At 36.2% G+C, this 18,476-nt stretch carries 16 protein-coding genes and 1 other RNA gene; 14 read left to right on the top strand and 3 right to left on the bottom strand.

Features of this window, described 5'->3' with window-relative positions; genetic code table 11:
* Nucleotides 1–14: 14 nt before the first annotated feature.
* From HCJ45_RS02000 to recD2, 7 genes are all read left to right on the top strand, one after another.
* Nucleotides 15–1,298: a replication-associated recombination protein A gene (locus tag HCJ45_RS02000; protein ID WP_187123874.1), complete on the top strand. Its 1,284-nt coding sequence runs from the start codon at nucleotides 15–17 to the stop codon at nucleotides 1,296–1,298.
* Between the two features lie 71 nt (nucleotides 1,299–1,369).
* Nucleotides 1,370–1,565, top strand: a non-coding RNA gene (gene ssrS, locus HCJ45_RS01995) — 6S RNA.
* A gap of 114 nt (nucleotides 1,566–1,679) precedes the next feature.
* Nucleotides 1,680–2,828: a cysteine desulfurase family protein gene (locus HCJ45_RS01990; protein WP_187123873.1), complete on the top strand. Its 1,149-nt coding sequence runs from the start codon at nucleotides 1,680–1,682 to the stop codon at nucleotides 2,826–2,828.
* 18 nt (nucleotides 2,829–2,846) lie between these two features.
* Nucleotides 2,847–3,962 carry a tRNA 2-thiouridine(34) synthase MnmA gene (gene mnmA, locus HCJ45_RS01985; protein WP_185349318.1) on the top strand — a complete coding sequence of 372 codons (1,116 nt, stop codon included), beginning with the start codon at nucleotides 2,847–2,849 and terminating at the stop codon, nucleotides 3,960–3,962.
* A 118-nt stretch (nucleotides 3,963–4,080) separates the two neighbouring features.
* Nucleotides 4,081–4,812 carry an alpha/beta hydrolase gene (locus HCJ45_RS01980; RefSeq protein ID WP_187123872.1) on the top strand — a complete coding sequence of 244 codons (732 nt, stop codon included), beginning with the start codon at nucleotides 4,081–4,083 and terminating at the stop codon, nucleotides 4,810–4,812.
* Between the two features lie 50 nt (nucleotides 4,813–4,862).
* Nucleotides 4,863–5,501 carry a tetratricopeptide repeat protein gene (locus HCJ45_RS01975; RefSeq protein WP_185349337.1) on the top strand — a complete coding sequence of 213 codons (639 nt, stop codon included), beginning with the start codon at nucleotides 4,863–4,865 and terminating at the stop codon, nucleotides 5,499–5,501.
* Between the two features lie 25 nt (nucleotides 5,502–5,526).
* On the top strand, nucleotides 5,527–7,920 hold the full coding sequence (gene recD2 / locus HCJ45_RS01970; RefSeq protein ID WP_187123871.1) for an SF1B family DNA helicase RecD2: 2,394 nt from the start codon (nucleotides 5,527–5,529) through the stop codon (nucleotides 7,918–7,920).
* 45 nt (nucleotides 7,921–7,965) lie between these two features.
* On the opposite strand, the gene pieS is transcribed toward recD2, so the two are convergent.
* Both pieS and pieR read right to left on the bottom strand, forming a co-directional pair.
* Nucleotides 7,966–9,405 carry a two component system sensor histidine kinase PieS gene (gene pieS / locus HCJ45_RS01965; protein ID WP_187123870.1) on the bottom strand — a complete coding sequence of 480 codons (1,440 nt, stop codon included), beginning with the start codon at nucleotides 9,403–9,405 and terminating at the stop codon, nucleotides 7,966–7,968.
* On the bottom strand, nucleotides 9,402–10,088 hold the full coding sequence (gene pieR, locus HCJ45_RS01960) for a two component system response regulator PieR (RefSeq protein WP_187123869.1): 687 nt from the start codon (nucleotides 10,086–10,088) through the stop codon (nucleotides 9,402–9,404). Before pieR ends, pieS begins: the two co-directional genes overlap by 4 nt.
* 166 nt (nucleotides 10,089–10,254) lie before the next feature.
* On the opposite strand from pieR, the gene HCJ45_RS01955 reads away from it, so the two are divergent.
* The 6 genes from HCJ45_RS01955 to HCJ45_RS01930 all read left to right on the top strand — a co-directional run bounded on the left by HCJ45_RS01955 (nucleotide 10,255) and on the right by HCJ45_RS01930 (nucleotide 16,510).
* On the top strand, nucleotides 10,255–11,766 hold the full coding sequence (locus HCJ45_RS01955) for an ABC transporter permease (RefSeq protein ID WP_187123868.1): 1,512 nt from the start codon (nucleotides 10,255–10,257) through the stop codon (nucleotides 11,764–11,766).
* A gap of 8 nt (nucleotides 11,767–11,774) precedes the next feature.
* A complete protein-coding gene (locus HCJ45_RS01950) occupies nucleotides 11,775–12,470 on the top strand; it encodes an ABC transporter ATP-binding protein (protein ID WP_185349328.1) in 696 nt (231 codons plus the stop codon).
* 306 nt (nucleotides 12,471–12,776) lie between these two features.
* Complete coding sequence (gene alaS / locus HCJ45_RS01945) at nucleotides 12,777–15,416, top strand: alanine--tRNA ligase (protein ID WP_187123867.1); 2,640 nt, start codon at nucleotides 12,777–12,779, stop codon at nucleotides 15,414–15,416.
* Between the two features lie 91 nt (nucleotides 15,417–15,507).
* Nucleotides 15,508–15,780 (top strand): IreB family regulatory phosphoprotein ReoM, encoded by a 273-nt coding sequence (gene reoM / locus HCJ45_RS01940; RefSeq protein ID WP_011702306.1) that lies wholly within the window; start codon nucleotides 15,508–15,510, stop codon nucleotides 15,778–15,780.
* Nucleotides 15,777–16,193, top strand: a complete 417-nt coding sequence (gene ruvX, locus HCJ45_RS01935) for a Holliday junction resolvase RuvX (protein ID WP_185349333.1) — start codon at nucleotides 15,777–15,779, stop codon at nucleotides 16,191–16,193. The genes reoM and ruvX overlap by 4 nt, the downstream gene beginning before the upstream one ends.
* Before the next feature lie 14 nt (nucleotides 16,194–16,207).
* A complete protein-coding gene (locus HCJ45_RS01930; protein WP_185349335.1) occupies nucleotides 16,208–16,510 on the top strand; it encodes a DUF1292 domain-containing protein in 303 nt (100 codons plus the stop codon).
* Nucleotides 16,511–16,555: 45 nt separating this feature from the next.
* Here HCJ45_RS01930 and HCJ45_RS01925 read toward each other — a convergent pair whose 3' ends face one another.
* The gene (locus tag HCJ45_RS01925; RefSeq protein WP_185381125.1) at nucleotides 16,556–17,182 is read right to left on the bottom strand and encodes a DedA family protein; all 627 of its coding nucleotides are present in this window, start codon (nucleotides 17,180–17,182) and stop codon (nucleotides 16,556–16,558) included.
* 202 nt (nucleotides 17,183–17,384) lie between these two features.
* Between HCJ45_RS01925 and mltG the strand changes: the two genes are divergently transcribed.
* Nucleotides 17,385–18,455 carry an endolytic transglycosylase MltG gene (mltG, locus tag HCJ45_RS01920; RefSeq protein WP_185349373.1) on the top strand — a complete coding sequence of 357 codons (1,071 nt, stop codon included), beginning with the start codon at nucleotides 17,385–17,387 and terminating at the stop codon, nucleotides 18,453–18,455.
* The last annotated feature ends 21 nt before the right edge of the window (nucleotides 18,456–18,476 follow it).

Below are 18,476 nucleotides of genomic sequence, written 5' to 3'. Positions count from 1 at the left end.
GAAGGAGCGGTTATATGGCAATTCAACCTTTAGCTTACCGGATGCGGCCAAAATCTCTAGAAGAAATTGTTGGGCAAACCCATTTAGTAGGTAGAGATAAAATTATTTATCGGATGGTAAAAGCAAAACAATTATCTTCTATGATACTATATGGACCGCCTGGAATTGGAAAAACGTCCATTGCGAGTGCGATTGCAGGAAGTACAAAATATGCATTTCGAACTTTAAATGCCGTTACAAATAATAAAAAAGATATGGAAGTCGTAGCAGCAGAAGCAAAAATGAGCGGTACTGTTATTTTGCTTTTAGATGAAGTACATCGTTTAGATAAAGCTAAACAAGATTTTTTATTACCTTTACTTGAAAGTGGAGCGATTATATTAATTGGAGCTACCACAAGTAATCCTTATATTGCAATAAATCCTGCCATTCGAAGTAGGACACAAATTTTCGAATTAAAACCTTTAACTGTAGAAAATATTATGCTAACTATAGACCGAGCGCTAGCAGATAAAGAAAGAGGTCTAGGCAATTATCAAGTGAATTTGGACGAGTTTGCGAAAAAACATTTTGCCACAGCGAGTAATGGCGATGTACGTAGTGCGCTAAATGCACTTGAACTTGCAGTGATTTCTTCTGAACCAGATAAAGATGGGGTAATTCATGTCACATTAGATGTCGCAGAAGAATGCTTGCAAAAAAAGAGTTTAACTCATGATAAAGATGGGGATGCTCACTATGATGTGTTAAGCGCGTTTCAAAAGTCTGTTCGCGGAAGTGATACAAATGCAGCACTTCATTATATGGGGCGTTTAATCGAAGCAGGTGATTTAGTTAGTATAAGTAGAAGAATGTTAGTGATGGCGTATGAAGATATCGGTCTTGCAAATCCACAAGCAGGAGCGCACACATTAGCTGCGATTCAAACAGCAGAAAAAGTCGGCTTTCCCGAAGCGCGAATTCCTTTGGCAAATGCGGTAATCGAATTATGTCTTTCTCCTAAATCAAATTCGGCTATTATGGCGATAGATAATGCTTTGGCAGATATTCGGAAAGGAAATAGTGGCGAAGTTCCAGCACACCTTCGAGATGGTCATTACGCTGGTGCAGAAAAGCTTGGACGAGCAATAGATTATAAATATCCTCATAGCTATGAAAATGGTTGGGTAGATCAACAATATTTACCAGATAGATTAAAAGATAAGTTATATTACGAACCAAAACTTACATCTAAATTTGAGCAAACAATTGCCGGTGTTTACCAAAAAATCAACGAAAACAGAGAGAAAACAGAATAAAAGAAACCATATGAAGCAAAGTCGCTAATATTGAAATTTCCTCATTCATGTGGTATTCTAAGAACATAAAAGAAACCCTAATGTATTCGATATAGTTCCTGATATTTTTGAACCGAACAATTTTTTATACCTAGGGAGCTTGGAGTTCCGGCGCGGCGCACATGCCTTCACACGAGGAAGTGCAAACCGTTAGACAGAGCACCCACCTGCTTTAATTGATAGCGGGTTCAAAGGAAGGGAATCCTAAACGGTACGATTGGGGTTTCTTTTTTGCATTGTAAATAAGAGTTATTCCTCTTTACTTTACTGGAGCATAGCTGTTACAATAAGAAACGATTAACGGCGAACAGGAAATCGTCTACAAAAAAGGACGCGATAAAAATGAAAAACCGAATTTATCTAGATCATGCTGCGACAAGTCCGATTCATCCAGAAGTTGTCCAAACGATGCTTGGCGCAATTACAAATACGTATGGCAACCCATCAAGTATTCATTATGCTGGACGAGAGGCACGCAAAGCTTTGGATACGGCGCGAGCTACTATTGCAAAAAGTATTCATGCGGATGAAAAAGAAATTATTTTTACGAGTGGTGGTACAGAAGGAGATAATCTTGCACTTGTTGGAGCTGCACTTGCCCAGCAAGAAAATGGCAAACATATTATAACTTCTGAAATCGAACATCATGCTGTCTTAAAAACATGTGAATATTTAGAAGAGCAGGGGTTTGAAGTCACTTATTTACCAGTAGATAAGCATGGAATAGTATCTGTAGAAGATTTAGTTGCTGCTATTCGTCCGGATACAATTCTTGTTTCTATAATGTATGGTAATAATGAAATTGGCTCAATCCAACCGCTAGCGGAAATTGGTTTGATTCTTAAAGATCACCAAGCACTTTTCCATACAGATGCAGTTCAAGCTTATGGGTTATTAAATATAAATGTAGTAGAGCTAGGAGTAGATTTATTAACTACTTCTTCGCATAAAATAAATGGGCCACGTGGCGTAGGCTTTTTATACGTTAAAAATGGTACACGTCTTGCTTACCAAATGCACGGTGGCGAACAGGAAAGAAAGCGTCGTGCTGGGACTGAAAATCTTGCTGGAATTTGTGGTTTTAGCGCAGCATCGACAATTATGACAAATGAACGAGTTGTAAAAACAGATGAGTATATTTCCTTTAAAAAAAGAATGGCCGAGGTTTGGCGAGAGGCTGGACTAGATTTTGAAATAAATGGACTTGAAACGGAGACATTACCACATGTATTTAGTGTGCGTTTTCCAGGGATTTCCATTGAACAACTATTAATGAACTTAGATATAGAAGGAATTGCTGTTTCTAGTGGCTCGGCGTGTACTGCAGGAACAGTGGATCCTTCGCACGTTTTAGTTGCACTTTTTGGTGAAGGTCATCCTGCGATTCAAGAAACAGTCCGGATAAGCTTTGGTCTCGGAAATCATTTAGAAGAGATAGAGACAGCAGCTACAAAAATAAGTGAAGTTGTCAAACGTTTAATGAAATTATAAGAAGGTGAGGAGCTAGCTTTGAATACAAAAAATAGTGACATTCGTGTAGTAGTTGGCATGTCGGGCGGAGTGGATTCTTCGGTCACAGCTCATTTACTAAAAGAACAAGGGTATGATGTCATTGGAATTTTTATGAAAAATTGGGACGATACTGATGAATTTGGTGTTTGTACCGCAACAGAAGATTATGATGATGTTATCCGAGTAGCTAATCAAATTGGTATTCCGTATTATGCGGTTAATTTTGAAAAAGAATATTGGGACAAAGTATTCACCTATTTCCTAGATGAATACAAACTTGGTCGTACCCCCAATCCAGATGTAATGTGTAATAAAGAAATTAAATTCAAGGCATTTCTAGAACATGCTGAAAGTTTAGGTGCGGATTTTGTGGCAACTGGACATTATGCGCAAGTAAAAAAAGTTGGCGACGAAATTGAATTACTTCGCGGTGTGGATAATAATAAAGATCAAACCTACTTTTTAAATCAACTTTCCCAAGAACAACTCCAAAAAGTGATGTTTCCACTTGGAGGCATGGAAAAGTCAGAAGTTCGAGCAATTGCAAAAGAAGCTGGACTAGCGACGGCTAATAAAAAAGATAGTACGGGAATTTGTTTTATCGGCGAAAGAAATTTTAAACAATTTTTAAGTGAGTATCTTCCCGCACAACCAGGGGACATGCAAACTCTTGGTGGCGAAATATTAGGTAAACATGATGGTTTAATGTATTATACGATTGGTCAACGCCATGGTTTAGGCATTGGTGGCGATGGTGAGCCTTGGTTTGTTGTTGGAAAAGATCTTGCAAAAAATATTTTATTTGTAGAACAAGGCTTTCATCATGAAAGTTTGTACTCAGATTCTTTAATTGCAACAGATATTTCTTTTACAACAAACGCAGTAAAGCCAAAAACAATTGAATGTACAGCAAAATTCCGTTATCGTCAAACTGACACAAAAGTAACAGTTCATCTACGTGATAATAATACAGCTGAAGTCGTTTTTGCAGAACCAGTTCGTGCCATTACTCCTGGTCAAGCAGTTGTTTTCTACGATGGAGATATTTGTCTTGGTGGAGGTACGATTGATACTGTTTGGAAAAATGGTACAAAACTTGACTATGTTGGTTAACAATTTGGACCGGAGAATCTTGTTATAAACAAGACTCCGGTTTTTTCCTGTCTAATTGTGTTTTTTTAAAGAAGTTTTATGGTAAAATATTATACGAAACAGGGAAAAGAGGTTCTTTATGAAAAAGATAGCGATTTTTAGTAGTGTCATTGTGTTGCTAGGGTTAATGGTTTGGGTTTATTTTTATTTTAATTCGGAACCATCTCAGGTAGCGGAGAATGCCGCAAACTCAACTAATGCTGTAGATGTGCTTGAGGAAAATGATATTCTTGTCTTCACTCCACGTAAAACGGATGCGAAAATGAGTGTTATTTTATATCCAGGAGCATTTATTGATGCCCTAAGTTACGCGCCACTCGCAAATAAACTTGCTAGTAGCGGATATAAAACATATATTGTTGAAATGCCGCTAAATTTAGCAGTTTTTGGTAAGAATCGTGCAGCGGATGTCATAGATGAAGCGTCTGATGAAAAATTTGTGATTGGTGGACACTCGCTTGGTGGTGTTATGTCCGCTCGATTTGCACATGAGAATGAGGAAGAAATTCAAGGTGTTTTTTTCTTAGCTAGTTATCCTGACGAAAAAGGTTCTCTAAAAAATGCGCCTTTTCCAGTTTTATCGATAACAGCAACAAATGATCAGGTTCTAAATAAAGAATCCTACAATGAAAATAAAAAATATTTACCAAAAGACACGACTTTTGTATCAATTGATGGTGGGAATCACGCGCAATTTGGTTCTTATGGTACTCAGCATGGGGATGGAAAAGCAACGATTAGTGGAGAAGCGCAAACAGAGCAAGTTGCAAATGCGATGATTGCTTGGCTACAAACATCTGTACAAAATTAAGAAAATAGAAGGAGAACGACATGGATAAAAATCAATTAGGAATTAAACAAATGCAAGAAGGTAACTTAGAAGAAGCTGTAAAATTATTTACTGAAGTCATTGAAGAACATCCAAGTGACCCTGTTGGTTATATAAATTTTGGAAATGTATTATTATCAATGGATGATTTTGAACGTGCGGAGTTGTTTTTTAAACGTGCACTTGAGCTAGATGATACAGTTCCAGCAGCTTATTATAGTTTAGGGAATTTATATTATGAATTAGAAAGGTATCAAGAAGCTGCTGATAGTTTCCAAAATGCTACAAAACAAGGCATGGAAAATGGAGATTTATTTTTTATGTTGGGTATGAGTTTTGTACAAATGGAAGAGTTGACGCTTGCAATGCCTTATTTACTTAGAAGTGTAGAATTAAACCCAGAAGATGGAGAAGCTTTATTTCAATATGGAATTGTACTGGCACGGAGCGGATTTTATGAAGATGCCATTACAATGCTAGAACGAGTTTTACAAATAAAATCAGAAGACCCGGATGCTCTATATAATATTGGTGCGGCTTATCTTGCATGGCAAGGAGATATTGTTTTAGCGAAAAGCTACTTTGAACGTGCGCTTGCAACAGGAACTTCACATGAACTAGCAGAAAATGCCCTAAACGCAATTCAAGATTTAGAAAACGAAGCAGAATAAACTTTAGAAAGGAGGCGGCTATAGGATGGCTGAACAAGAATCTCTCCCTTTATTTGATACACCAGAAGAGCTTTTTATGAAAGGCACCATGCTGTCTACCATTTTTTTTAATGCCGAAAACCTCTTTTCCGTTGTTCGAATTCTAGTCAAAGAAACCAATGCAAACTGGGATGAAAAAGATATTATTGTGACTGGCTTTTTCCCGGCATTACATGAACAAGAAGTATACACTTTTTATGGAAAAATGCAGGAACATGCCAAGTTTGGTCAACAGTTCAAAGCGGAACGATTTAGAAAAGAAATGCCTCAGTCGCGAGCAGGGTTAATAAATTATTTATCAGGTGAGCTATTTAAAGGAATTGGCAAGGTAACAGCAGAAAATATTGTTGATACAATTGGTGATGATGCTATTACACGGATTTTATCAGACCCAAGTTTACTAAATACGGTGCCAAAACTTCCATCTGGCACAGCGGAAAGTCTACTAGCTTCTTTGCGAGAAAATCAAGGGTTAGAACATGTGATGGTGGGACTAAATGAATATGGATTTGGGCCACAACTTTCAATGAAAATTTTTCAAGTGTATAAACAAAATGCCATTGAAGTACTTGAAAACAATCCTTATAAGTTAATTGAAGATGTAAAAGGCATTGGTTTTCACCGAGCAGATGAGTTGGGACGAAAACTTGGCTTAGGTGGAAATCATCCTGAACGCCTTCGTGCCGGAATTTTATTTATGTTAGATTCTGTCTGTATGCAGCAAGGTCATGTCTATATGGAACAAGAGGCGCTACTTGCTGAAGTGACTTATTTGTTAGAAGAAAGTGAAGGAATTCGAATTGAGCAAGCAATACTGCTAGAGCAAATAAAACTACTGGCAGAAGAGCAAAAAGTTATTACAGAAAATACGCGCGTCTATATGCCATCACTTTATTATTCGGAAAGCGGTTTTGCCTATCATGTGAAACGAATGCTAAAACAAACAGAGTATCAAGAACAGTTTCCAAAGTCAGAGTTTTTACTCGCACTCGGAGAATTGGAAGAGAGAATTGGTGTACATTACGGAGATTCTCAGCGTGAAGCACTAGAGCAAGCTTTAATGTCACCAATGCTTGTACTTACTGGTGGACCGGGGACAGGGAAAACGACTGTTATTAAAGGGATTGTTGAATTATATGCGGAATTAAACGGTGTAAGTCTCGATCCGCATGCCTACAAAGATGGTGCCACTTTCCCTGTTTTGTTAGCGGCTCCAACTGGTCGAGCAGCAAAGCGGATGTCTGAGTCAACTGGACTTCCTGCAATGACCATTCACCGCTTACTAGGAATGAATGGCCAAGAACAAATGGATGATGATGCAGAAAGATTGATTGATGGACGACTTTTAATTGTGGATGAAATGTCTATGGTGGATATTTGGTTAGCTAATCAACTATTTCGCGCTTTACCGGCACATATGCAAATAGTTTTAGTTGGCGACCAAGACCAACTACCTTCTGTTGGTCCCGGACAAGTATTAAAAGATATATTGCAATCAAAACAAATTCCTACTGTCGCACTTTCAGATATTTATCGACAAAAAGATGGTTCTTCTATTATCGAAATGGCACACAATATTAAAGAAGGCATGTTACCAGCAGATTTTGCGAAAAATAGCGCCGATCGCTCTTTCTTTCACTGTACGGTCAATCAAATTGGTGAAGTAGTTGAACAAGTTGTAAAAAACGCTAAAAATAAAGGTTTCCGAGCAAAAGATATCCAGGTTTTAGCGCCAATGTATCGTGGACCTGCGGGAATCGACGTTTTAAATAAAAAGCTGCAAGAAATTTTTAATCCTAATGATACTGGACGACGAAAAGAAGTGCAATTTGGTGAATGGAAATACCGAGTGCATGATAAAGTCTTGCAATTAATTAATCAACCTGAGAAAAACGTATTTAATGGAGATATTGGCGAAATTGTCTCTATTATTTATGCGAAAGAGAACACGGAAAAGCAGGATATGATTGTGGTACAATTTGACCAAACGGAAGTATCTTATTATCGCCAAGAATTTAATCAATTGACACATGCCTATTGCTGTTCTATTCATAAAGCACAAGGCAGCGAATTCCCAATTGTAATTATGCCAATTGTTCGCAGTTATTACCGAATGCTTCGACGCGACCTGCTATATACTGGGATAACACGAAGTAAACAGTTTTTGATCCTTTGCGGGGAAGAAGAAGCTTTTCGAATGGGTGTCGAACGTGTTGACGAAAATAAACGTAACACCACACTCATGGAACGTTTAACGAGTGAAGATGTTATGCTTGAGGAAATGACAAATAAACGAATATTAACTAGTGAAAATATTACAGAGATTGATCCAATGATTGGAATGGCTGGCATTACACCAGAACAATTTATGGCAGGGTAAAAAGAACTACTTTCCATTGATTATACCGAGGAAAGTAGTTCTTTTTTATTGTTCATTATCTTGGAAAAATGGGAGACGAATAGTGAAAGTTGTTCCTTTATTAGGTTCGCTAGTCACGCCGATGGACCCATCATGGTATTCAATTAACTGCTTAACAATGGAAAGACCGATGCCAGACTCACCAAATGCGGTATTTGTTCGCGACATATCTGCTTTATAAAACCTTTCCCAAATTTGTTCGAGTTCTTCTGTATTCATGCCGATACCAGTATCTGTAATAGTTAAAATGGTTTCTTTATAATCTTGATAACCAGCTAAAGTTATTAGACCGTTTTCGGTAAATTGGACACTATTTTTAACTATATTAATAAATACTTGGGTTAAACGATCATAATCGGCATAGATTTGTAGTTCATTATCTATATCTAGTGTAATCGTGTTGCCTTTTTCGGTGGCTACATAGTCTAACTGTTCTTTAATTAACTCTAGAAAATCTCGTGCATTAAAACGAGTTTTTTGCAAACGAATTTTATTGCTACGAATTTTTTCATAATCGAGATTTTCATTGACAAGTTTTGTTAATCGTCTTGCTTCAGTATCAATTAATGCAATACAACGATCTGTTTCGCTTTTTGGAATAATATCATTTACTAAACCTTCTGTTACACCACTAATTGTTGTAAGTGGGGTACGCATCTCATGGGATACATCTGCAATAAATTGACGTCGCCGTTTTTCTTGACGCTCGATTTCTTCTTGAGAGGCTTCTAGTGTGGAAGTCATTTTATTGAAATCAATAGCTAGAGCGCCAATTTCATCAAAATTATTCTCTTTCAAACGGGTTTGATAATTTCCTTGAATAACATCTTTTGTTGCAGCACGAAGCTTGTTAATCCGATTCACTTGCAATTTAGAAATAAATGCACTAAGAATTAAAGCTACGGTAATGGAAAGTAAAATAGTGTAAAACATATATTGGTTTATGGTCCCGAGTACTTGCTCTGTACCGCTAATTGGCGAATTTAATACTATAGAACCTACAAAATCATCCCCATTCATTAATGGCACATAAACAATCGTCATTTCTTGATTAAAACGATTATCAATTTTTTTACTTACTGTTTCGCCGCTTTCTAATTTTTGCTTATCTTCGCTAGAAATAGAGAAATCTTTTGGAAGTGGTTGATTCATTTGCGTGGGATAAATAGTTTCATCATCCGCATTTTTAATCGTATAGTGAATTCTTTTGACATCAAGAATCCGCTGATAAGTATTTAACACTTGGGCAGTGGCATCCTGCGGGGAATGACGAATATCCATCGCAATAGTTTCCCCATAGCTTGTTAAATCATCCACTTGACTTTGATAGAAATATTCTTTAAGTGAGTGGGATACGAGCAGCCCAATCATAATACAAGCTATCAATAAAATGATAAATTGCGTAAAAAAGAGTTGATAGGCATATTTAAATTTCATCCGCTTCATTCCGTTTCATCAAATTTATAGCCTACACCCCAAATAGTGTGTAAAAATGGCTTTGTTTCTGTAGCGATTTTTTGTCGTAAACGTTTAATATGAACATCGACTGTTCGTTCATCCCCGTAAAATTGGTAACCCCAAACTTGCTCCAATAACTGTTCTCTTGAAAATACCTGTCTTGGGTGTTTCATCAAGAAATAAAGCAAGTCAAATTCTTTTGGTGTTAGTGCATCCAACAATTCTCCCTGATAAAAAATTTCCCGCGTTCGTTTGCTAATTTTAAAATAAGTTGTTTCTAAAATATCTTCATCTGTTTCAGCTACAGTTGAACCATTTTTACGACGAGTGACAGCTTTTATTCGCGCCATCAAAGTAAGGGGGCTAAATGGTTTAGTAACATAGTCATCCGCACCCATTTCAAGACCAAGCACTTGATCAGACTCTGATTCTTTGGCCGTTAAAATAATAATCGGCATATCGCTAACTTCACGGATTTTTCGACAAATCGTCATTCCATCCATATTAGGCAGCATTAAATCAATGATGGCAATATCAAAATCATCTTTTAAAAAAGCTTCATAGCCAAGTTTGCCATCGTGCACAAAAGTCGCATTAATTTCTTCTTTCATAAAAAACATTTCAATCATTTCACATACACTCACATTATCTTCTATCATTAGTAGTTTCATCGTATATATTCACTCCTCTTACATTAAAATTAGACTAAAAAGAGGGAATAATCAAGCCAAATTATTATTTTCGCAAAAGTTTAAAACATGTATCATAGTTTGTTCATAGTTTCTTCATAACTCCCCAGTAATCTTAGTGGAGTAGAAACCGAATGGAGGAAAATACATGAATTTTTTTAAACGGGCATGGCTCAGCATGAAAGCAAGAAAAGGAAGATCGGTATTACAATTGATTATTTTCACAGTCGTCTGTGTACTTATTTTATCAGGATTTACAATTCAATCCGCAGCAGATAAAGCTAGCGAACTTGCGAGAGAACAGCTTGGTGGGACAGTGACACTTACGGTAGACCAGGAAAAACAAATGAAAGCAATGCAAGAGGAAGCAGAAAGTAGTAGTAACACAGAAGAATCAAAACCGAAATTTGAAAGCAATCCAATTGATGTAAGTGATGCAAATGATTTAGCAAAATTAACACATGTTGCAAGTTTTAATTATTATTCTAGTACACAAGCGCTTGCATCGGGCTTTGATCCAATCGAATCTTCCGGCGATACTTCATCATCTACTTCTTCAAGTGATGAATCTTCCGCAACTAATCAAGGTCCAGGTAGTGAAGGCGATAGCAATGCTCCACAAATGATGGATGCAGACTTAAGCATTAGCGGTCTTCTTGATTCAGCAACTTCTACGGACTTTGAAGCTGGTACAAGTGAATTAACTAGTGGTGTAGCAATTACAGCTGATGATACCAATAAAAATGTTGCCATGGTAGAAGAAACATTGGCAGAACAAAATGATTGGAAAGTGGGCGATTCTTTTACTGTAACTTCAAGTGACGGCGAAACAAAAGTAAAACTAAAAATTGTTGGTATTTATAAAACGAGTGATTCAGGTAGCGATATGGCTCAAAACTTCTCCTTTTTAAACCCTTATAACAAAGTATACGTTCCTTATACAGTTGCCAATACTATTAAAGGTGCTGACTATAAAAATACAGTTGATTCTGCTGTTTATACCATGGACGATGCAGCAAATATTTCTGCTTTTGAAAAAGAAGCAAAAAATGTAGCTAGTATTGATTGGGATACCTTTAAACTAGATGCCAACGATACTCTTTATCAACAAATGATTGGACCAATTAACAGTGTAGCCTCATTTTCAAAAAATGTAGTATATATCGTTAGTATTGCAGGTGCATTGATTTTAGGCTTACTTGTGATGATGCAAGTACGTGACCGCAAATATGAAATGGGTGTACTTTTAGCTATTGGCGAAAAACGTAGTAAATTAATTGCACAATTTTTTGTAGAAATCTTAATCGTAGCACTTGTTTCATTTGGCTTAGCTGTTGCAAGTAGTCATTATGTAGCACAATTAGCAGGAAACCAGCTACTTGAACAACAAAATTCAGCTACAACAGAAACAACTAATACGTCAGAAAATCGTGGTCCAGGAGGCGGTGGCGGTCAAGGTGGACCAGGTGGATTTTCACAAAGTGTAAGTAATTTGACGCAAAACACTGAACAAATTAAAGAATTAGATATTCAAGTAACATTAGAAGATATGCTGAAAATGGGTGGAATTGGCATTGGAATCGCCTTTATTTCTGTATTATTACCAGCAGCATTTGTGCTTCGTATGAATCCAAAAACTATATTAACGAAACAGGAGTAGGTGACGAGATGACTAAAGTATTAACCTTCGAAAATATTCATTATTGGTACAAAACAAAAGAAGAATCTATTTTAAGTGATATTAATTATGATTTTGAATCTGGTGTTTTTTATACAGTTGTTGGAAGTTCGGGATCAGGGAAAACAACCTTTTTATCGTTAGCGGGTGGGCTTGATACGCAAAAAGAAGGCGATATTTATTATAAAGGAAGTTCTTTAAAAAGCATCGGACTTCAAAATTTTAGAAATCAATATGTATCGATTGTTTTCCAAAGTTATAATTTACTGACCTATATGACTGCATTACAAAATGTGACAACTGCTATGGAAATTACCCATGTTAACCAACCAGATAAAAAAGGATTTGCACTTAAAATGCTTGAAAAAGTTGGTATTACAGAAGAAATGGCTCGCCAAAAAGTCCTAACATTAAGTGGCGGACAGCAACAGCGTGTTTCCATTGCACGTGCATTATGTTGTGAAACGGAGCTAATTGTAGCAGATGAACCAACTGGAAATTTAGATGAACGGACTAGTAAAGAAGTAGTTACTTTGTTCCAAGATTTAGCACATAAAGAAGGTAAGTGTGTTATTATGGTCACTCATGATCCAGAAATTGCTAAGGTATCTGATGTAAAATTAACCTTGAAAAATGGTAAATTTGTAGAAAAAAAACAATCTCCAAACAGCTTAATAAACAGTTGACAACAGACAGTCTGTTCTTTATAATTTAGTGTATTGTTAATAAATATTTGATACATGGTAGGAATATGATTTTGGCTTTCACGTGATTAGAGAGTTTTCCCTTGGCTGGAAGGAAAACCACGCTCGCACCAAAGTTGCTCTCTTATTAGATGGTCCGTCTTATCCACGTTAACAGATAATTGAAGAGGTAATGATACAAAGTCTATATCATTGCAAACAGGGTGGTACCGCGATTTCACTAAAATCGTCCCTGTGAGCAATTATATGGGCTTTTTTTGTGGTAAAAACCAAGAGGAGGAAATAAAAATGAAACAACTATCAAGCGCTGAAGTAAGACAATTATTTTTAGATTTCTTTAAAGAAAAAGGCCATACTATCGAACCTAGTGCGCCGCTTGTACCTAACAATGATCCAACTATTCTTTGGATTAACAGCGGTGTAGCAACAATGAAAAAATATTTTGATGGTTCTGTTATTCCAGATAATCCAAGAATGGCAAATGCTCAAAAATCAATTCGTACAAATGATATTGAAAATGTTGGTAAAACAGCACGTCACCATACATTTTTTGAAATGTTAGGAAATTTTTCGATTGGCGACTATTTTAAAGAAGGGGCAATTGAATTTGCTTGGGAATTTTTAACTAGTCCGAAATGGATTGGTTTTGACCCAGATAAATTATATGTAACAGTTTACCCAGAAGACGAAGAAGCTAAAACGATTTGGCGTGAGAAAATCGGTTTAACAGAAGAACATATAGTCGAAATTGAAGATAATTTTTGGGATATTGGTATAGGTCCAAGTGGTCCAGATAGCGAGATTTTTTATGATCGTGGACCAGCTTTTGGAGATGATAAAAGTGATTCAGAATTATATCCAGGTGGCGAAAATGAACGCTATTTAGAAATTTGGAATCTAGTATTTTCTCAGTTCAACCACAATCCAGATAATACCTATACACCACTTCCAAAACAAAACATTGATACAGGGATGGGGCTAGAACGAGTAGTCTCCATTATTCAAGATGCACCTACCAATTTTGAAACAGACCTATTTATGCCAATTATTCGTGAAGTAGAACAAATTTCGGGTGTGAAATATGCGAGCGATAAAGAAAATGATGTCGCATTTAAAGTTATTGCCGACCACATACGGACCGTTGCTTTTGCAATTGGTGATGGAGCTTTACCTTCCAATGAAGGGCGTGGATATATTTTACGTCGCTTACTTCGCCGAGCAGTTCGTTATGCAAAAGTTTTAAACATTAACGAACCATTCATGTATAAATTAGTTCCTATTGTTGGAAAAATCATGAATAGTTTTTATCCTGAGGTAGAAAATCAAACTGATTTCATCCAAAAAGTTATTCGTACAGAAGAAGAACGTTTCCATGAGACTTTAAATGAAGGTTTAGCCATCCTTGAAACAATTTTAAAAAATGCCAAAGAAACAAAAGAACAAGTCATCCATGGAGCAGATATTTTTAAATTGTATGATACATTCGGTTTTCCTGTAGAGCTAACAGAAGAGTATGCAGAAGACCATGGCTTAAAAGTGGATCACGCTGGGTTCGAAGTAGAAATGAAAGAGCAACGTGACCGAGCTCGTGCTGCACGTGCAGATGTGAAATCCATGCAAGTTCAAGGAGAGCTTTTAGCAAATCTAACCGAAAAAAGTGAATTTGTTGGATATAATACAACAGAACATGTATCCGAAGTTCTTTATATTATTCAAAATGATGCACTCGTGGATGAAGTTTCATCTGGCAGTGAAGCTCAAGTGATTTTCAAAGAAACTCCTTTTTATGCGGAAAGCGGTGGACAAATAGCAGATAAGGGAACAATCCAAAGTGAAACAGGTTTAGCTTATGTAGAAGACGTTCAAAAAGCTCCTAATAAGCAAAACATTCACCGGATTATCGTCCAAGAAGGCGTATTAAAAACAGGTGATACGGTAAAATTATCTGTAAATATCGTACAACGTCGAGAAACAATCAAAAACCATACTGCAACTCATTTATTACATCGAGCATTAAAAGACACACTTGGCGAGCACGTTAATCAAGCCGGATCCCTTGTTTCACCAGATCGTTTACGTTTTGACTTCTCTCATTTTGGTCAAATTACAGAAGCAGAATTAACAAAAATGGAAGAAATAGTCAATGAAAAAATATGGGAACAAATCAATGTAGTGATTGAGGAAATGCCAATTGCAGATGCGAAAGAACTTGGAGCTATGGCATTGTTTGGTGAAAAATATGGCGATGTTGTTCGTGTCGTTCAAGTAGGTAAATATAGCATTGAACTTTGTGGTGGTGTGCACGTACGCAATACAGCAGATATTGGATTATTTAAAATCGTATCTGAAACAGGTATTGGAGCTGGAACTAGACGTATCGAAGCCGTTACAGGAAAAGAAGCATATCGCTTTGTAACTGAACAAGAAAACACACTAAAACATACAGCCAATTTATTAAAAACTACTACAAAAGAAACGCCGCAAAAAGTAGAACAATTGCAAGCTGATTTACGCGAAGTGAAACGTGAAAACGAATCGCTATTAAGCAAATTGGCAAGTGCAGCAAGTGCAGATATTTTTGAATCACCAGAAAAAATAGGTGATGTAAAAGTGATTGCTAAACAAGTAAATGCTAAAGATATGAACCAATTACGTCAATTTGTCGATAATTGGAAAGATAAAAAAATCGGTGGTATCCTTGTTTTAGGTGCTGTACAAGGTGATAAAGTAAACTTAATTTCAGCAGTATCAGAAGACGCTATAAAAGCAGGTTATCACGCAGGTAAGTTGTTAAAAGAAGTTGCTACTAGATGTGGTGGAAACGGCGGAGGACGTCCTGATATGGCACAAGCTGGTGGTAAAAATCCAGCAGAACTTGGAAGTGCCCTTGATTACGTTTCTATTTGGGTAAAAGAACAACAAGCATAAATTTCAATAAAGCGCCTCATTTTTCTTTGTTATTTTCGTTCACATAGTGTAAAATGGATGAAGATACATGAAGGAATGAGGTGCTTCGATTATGGATTCAAAAGATCAAACAATGTTTTACAACTTCGGTGATGATTCAATTGAAGAAGATGTAAAAAAATTAATGAAACAAGTCTACGTTGCTTTGGAAGAAAAAGGCTATAATCCTGTTAATCAAATCGTTGGTTATTTACTTTCAGGTGATCCTGCATATATTCCTCGTCATAAGGATGCTAGAAGTTTGATACGCCGCCTAGAACGAGATGAAATTATCGAGGAACTTGTCAAAGCGTATCTGAAAAATAACGAAATTGGTGAGAAATGAGAATAATGGGTTTAGATGTCGGCTCTAAAACAGTTGGCGTAGCGATAAGTGATCCACTAGGTTGGACTGCACAAGGTGTGGAAACAATACAGATTGACGAGAAACGAAAACAGTTCGGCTATGATCGTGTTAAAGAACTTGTTCTTGAATACGAAGTTGAAAAAGTAGTTGTCGGTCTTCCAAAAAATATGAATAATACGATTGGACCACGTGCAGAAAGTTCTAAAATATATGCAGAAGTACTTGAGGCTAGAATTGATTTGCCTGTTGTACTCTGGGATGAACGTTTAACAACTACTGCTGCGGAAAGAACTTTAATCGAAGCAGATGTTTCGCGTAAAAAACGAAAAGAAGTTATTGATAAGCTGGCTGCAGTAATGATTTTACAGTCCTATTTGGACACTACTAATTAATTGAGGTGAATTTGATGGCAGATGAACATAACCATAACCACGAAGAAGAAAATATTATTTGGATTACTAATGAAGAAGGCAAAGAAGAAGCATACGAAATTCTTTTTGATTTTGATTCCGAAGCTTTTGAGAAATCTTATGTACTTTACTTCCCAGCAGGCAAAAGCGAAGATGAAGAAATCGAGATTTTGGCATCTAGCTACATTCAAGATGAAGAAGGCAAACAAGGTCAACTTCAACCTGTAGAAACAGATGATGAGTGGGATATGATTGAAGAAATCCTAGCAACATTTTTAGCGGACGAAGACGAAGAATAATAAAAAAAAGCATGCCCTGACAGCTTATTGTCAAGACATGCTTTTTTATTTTGCGTTTCTTGCTCGTTTATTCCATACTTTATAAGCAAGATAAATTATAATTCCAATAACTAACGCTAACATTAAATAACTAATAGGCCGCGTATATTTTTCCACTACACTCCAATTGGAGCCAAGCGAATAACCAAGCCAAGTGAGGAAAATATTCCACGGGATACAACCTAGAATCGTATAAATAACAAATTTCCATACATTCATCTTTGCAATACCAGCTGGTAAAGAAATAAATGTTCGAATAACTGGTAAAACACGACCGAAGAAAACGGCTCTAGCACCATAACGGCCAAACCAAAGTTCTGCTTTATCCAAATGTTTAACATTTAAAAATATATATTTTCCAAATTTCAGTACGAGCGCTCTACCACCAAATTTACCAATATAATAAGCAATTAGAGAACCAACAAGATTGCCCGCAATACCAGCAAATACGACTAGCCAGAAATTTAATTTTCCAGCCTCCGCCATAAAACCACCAAATAACATAATCACTTCACTAGGGAGCGGAATACAAACACTTTCAATCAACATTCCAAGAAAAATACCCCAATGCCCAAGTGAATCAACTAACCACATAGTAAAATCTTGTAAGCTTTGTATTAATGTATGTAACATTCAAAAGACTCCTTCAAACGATATTTAATTGGCAGAAGCAAGTCTTTGACCGATTCTGTCTTGTTCGATAAATCACGCTATTCATTATACCGAAAAAACATAAAAACGTCACTTTTTAAGAAATTTTTCTATATTGAATAGCATTTTAATTAGATAATCGGTATAATAGATAAGAATTGTTTTCAATGAAATGAGGTCTAAAATGAAAAATACAAAAGGAAAGAAAATTACAATCATTATTTCTATTATTGTCTTAATTTTAGTTATAGCTACTTTTTCTGGATATTATTATGTAAAATCACAACTGGAACCAAGGGATGAAGCAAGTAAAGATAAAATGGTCGTAGAAATTCCAGCTGGATCGAGCATTTCTGATATTTCTACTATTTTGGAAGATAAAAAAGTAATTAACAACGCTTCGATTTTTTCTTTTTATGTAAAATATAATAATGATACTAATTTAAAAGCAGGTAATTATGAACTTAGCCCAGCAATGAACACAGACGAAATCGTAAAAAAAATGCAAGAGGGCAAAACCATTGCACCTGAAAAACTAGTTATTCCTGAAGGTTATACACTAGACCAAATTGCTGAAAGAATCGTTAGCTATCAACCTAAACTTAAAAAAGCGGATGTTATAGAAACGATGGATAACCCTGACTTTATTGCAACTATGATGGATAAATACCCAGAAACAGTGACAAATGACGTTTTAAATAAAGCGATTAAACATCCACTAGAAGGATATTTATACCCAGCAACTTACACCTTTAAGGAAACAAATGCAACAGCCGAAACAATTATTGAGGAAATGGTCAAAGCAACGGAATTGAATATTGCTAAATATCGCGATGAATTAACCAAACAAAAAATGTCCGTACACCATTTTCTAACTATGTCTTCTATTATCGAAAAAGAAGCAACAGAAAATGTCGACCGAAACAAAATTGCCAGCGTTTTTTATAATCGTTTAGCAAAAGATATGCCTCTTCAAACTGATCCAACTGTTCTTTATGCACTTGGAAAACACAAAAGTAAAACAACCTATGAAGATTTAAAAGTAGATTCACCATATAACACATACAAAAATAAAGGATTGCCACCAGGACCAATTTCAAATAGTGGTAGTTCTTCAATGGAAGCAACCTTATATCCTGAAAAAACGGACTATCTTTACTTCTTAGCTAACACAAAAACAGGACAAGTATACTTTTCTAAGACATTAGAAGAGCATAATAAATTAAAGGAAGAGCATATTACTAAAAATAATTAAAACAACCACTTGTCAGATACA

Source organism: Listeria immobilis, assembly GCF_014322845.1.
Classification (GTDB): Bacteria; Bacillota; Bacilli; order Lactobacillales; family Listeriaceae; genus Listeria; species Listeria immobilis.
This window is presented reverse-complemented; position numbering and strand designations above follow the sequence as displayed.

Excerpts from the sequence above, each read along its gene's own strand:
- HCJ45_RS01950 (WP_185349328.1), top strand. The coding sequence starts at position 11,775 with ATGACTAAAGTATTAACCTTCGAAAATATTCATTATTGGTACAAAACA.
- HCJ45_RS01980 (WP_187123872.1), top strand. The coding sequence starts at position 4,081 with ATGAAAAAGATAGCGATTTTTAGTAGTGTCATTGTGTTGCTAGGGTTA.
- HCJ45_RS01975 (WP_185349337.1), top strand. The coding sequence starts at position 4,863 with ATGCAAGAAGGTAACTTAGAAGAAGCTGTAAAATTATTTACTGAAGTC.
- HCJ45_RS01990 (WP_187123873.1), top strand. The coding sequence starts at position 1,680 with ATGAAAAACCGAATTTATCTAGATCATGCTGCGACAAGTCCGATTCAT.
- pieS (WP_187123870.1), bottom strand. The coding sequence starts at position 9,405 with ATGAAGCGGATGAAATTTAAATATGCCTATCAACTCTTTTTTACGCAA.
- HCJ45_RS02000 (WP_187123874.1), top strand. The coding sequence starts at position 15 with ATGGCAATTCAACCTTTAGCTTACCGGATGCGGCCAAAATCTCTAGAA.
- HCJ45_RS01955 (WP_187123868.1), top strand. The coding sequence starts at position 10,255 with ATGAATTTTTTTAAACGGGCATGGCTCAGCATGAAAGCAAGAAAAGGA.
- pieR (WP_187123869.1), bottom strand. The coding sequence starts at position 10,088 with ATGAAACTACTAATGATAGAAGATAATGTGAGTGTATGTGAAATGATT.
- mltG (WP_185349373.1), top strand. The coding sequence starts at position 17,385 with ATGAAAAATACAAAAGGAAAGAAAATTACAATCATTATTTCTATTATT.
- HCJ45_RS01925 (WP_185381125.1), bottom strand. The coding sequence starts at position 17,182 with ATGTTACATACATTAATACAAAGCTTACAAGATTTTACTATGTGGTTA.
- reoM (WP_011702306.1), top strand. The coding sequence starts at position 15,508 with ATGGATTCAAAAGATCAAACAATGTTTTACAACTTCGGTGATGATTCA.
- alaS (WP_187123867.1), top strand. The coding sequence starts at position 12,777 with ATGAAACAACTATCAAGCGCTGAAGTAAGACAATTATTTTTAGATTTC.
- HCJ45_RS01930 (WP_185349335.1), top strand. The coding sequence starts at position 16,208 with ATGGCAGATGAACATAACCATAACCACGAAGAAGAAAATATTATTTGG.
- recD2 (WP_187123871.1), top strand. The coding sequence starts at position 5,527 with ATGGCTGAACAAGAATCTCTCCCTTTATTTGATACACCAGAAGAGCTT.
- ruvX (WP_185349333.1), top strand. The coding sequence starts at position 15,777 with ATGAGAATAATGGGTTTAGATGTCGGCTCTAAAACAGTTGGCGTAGCG.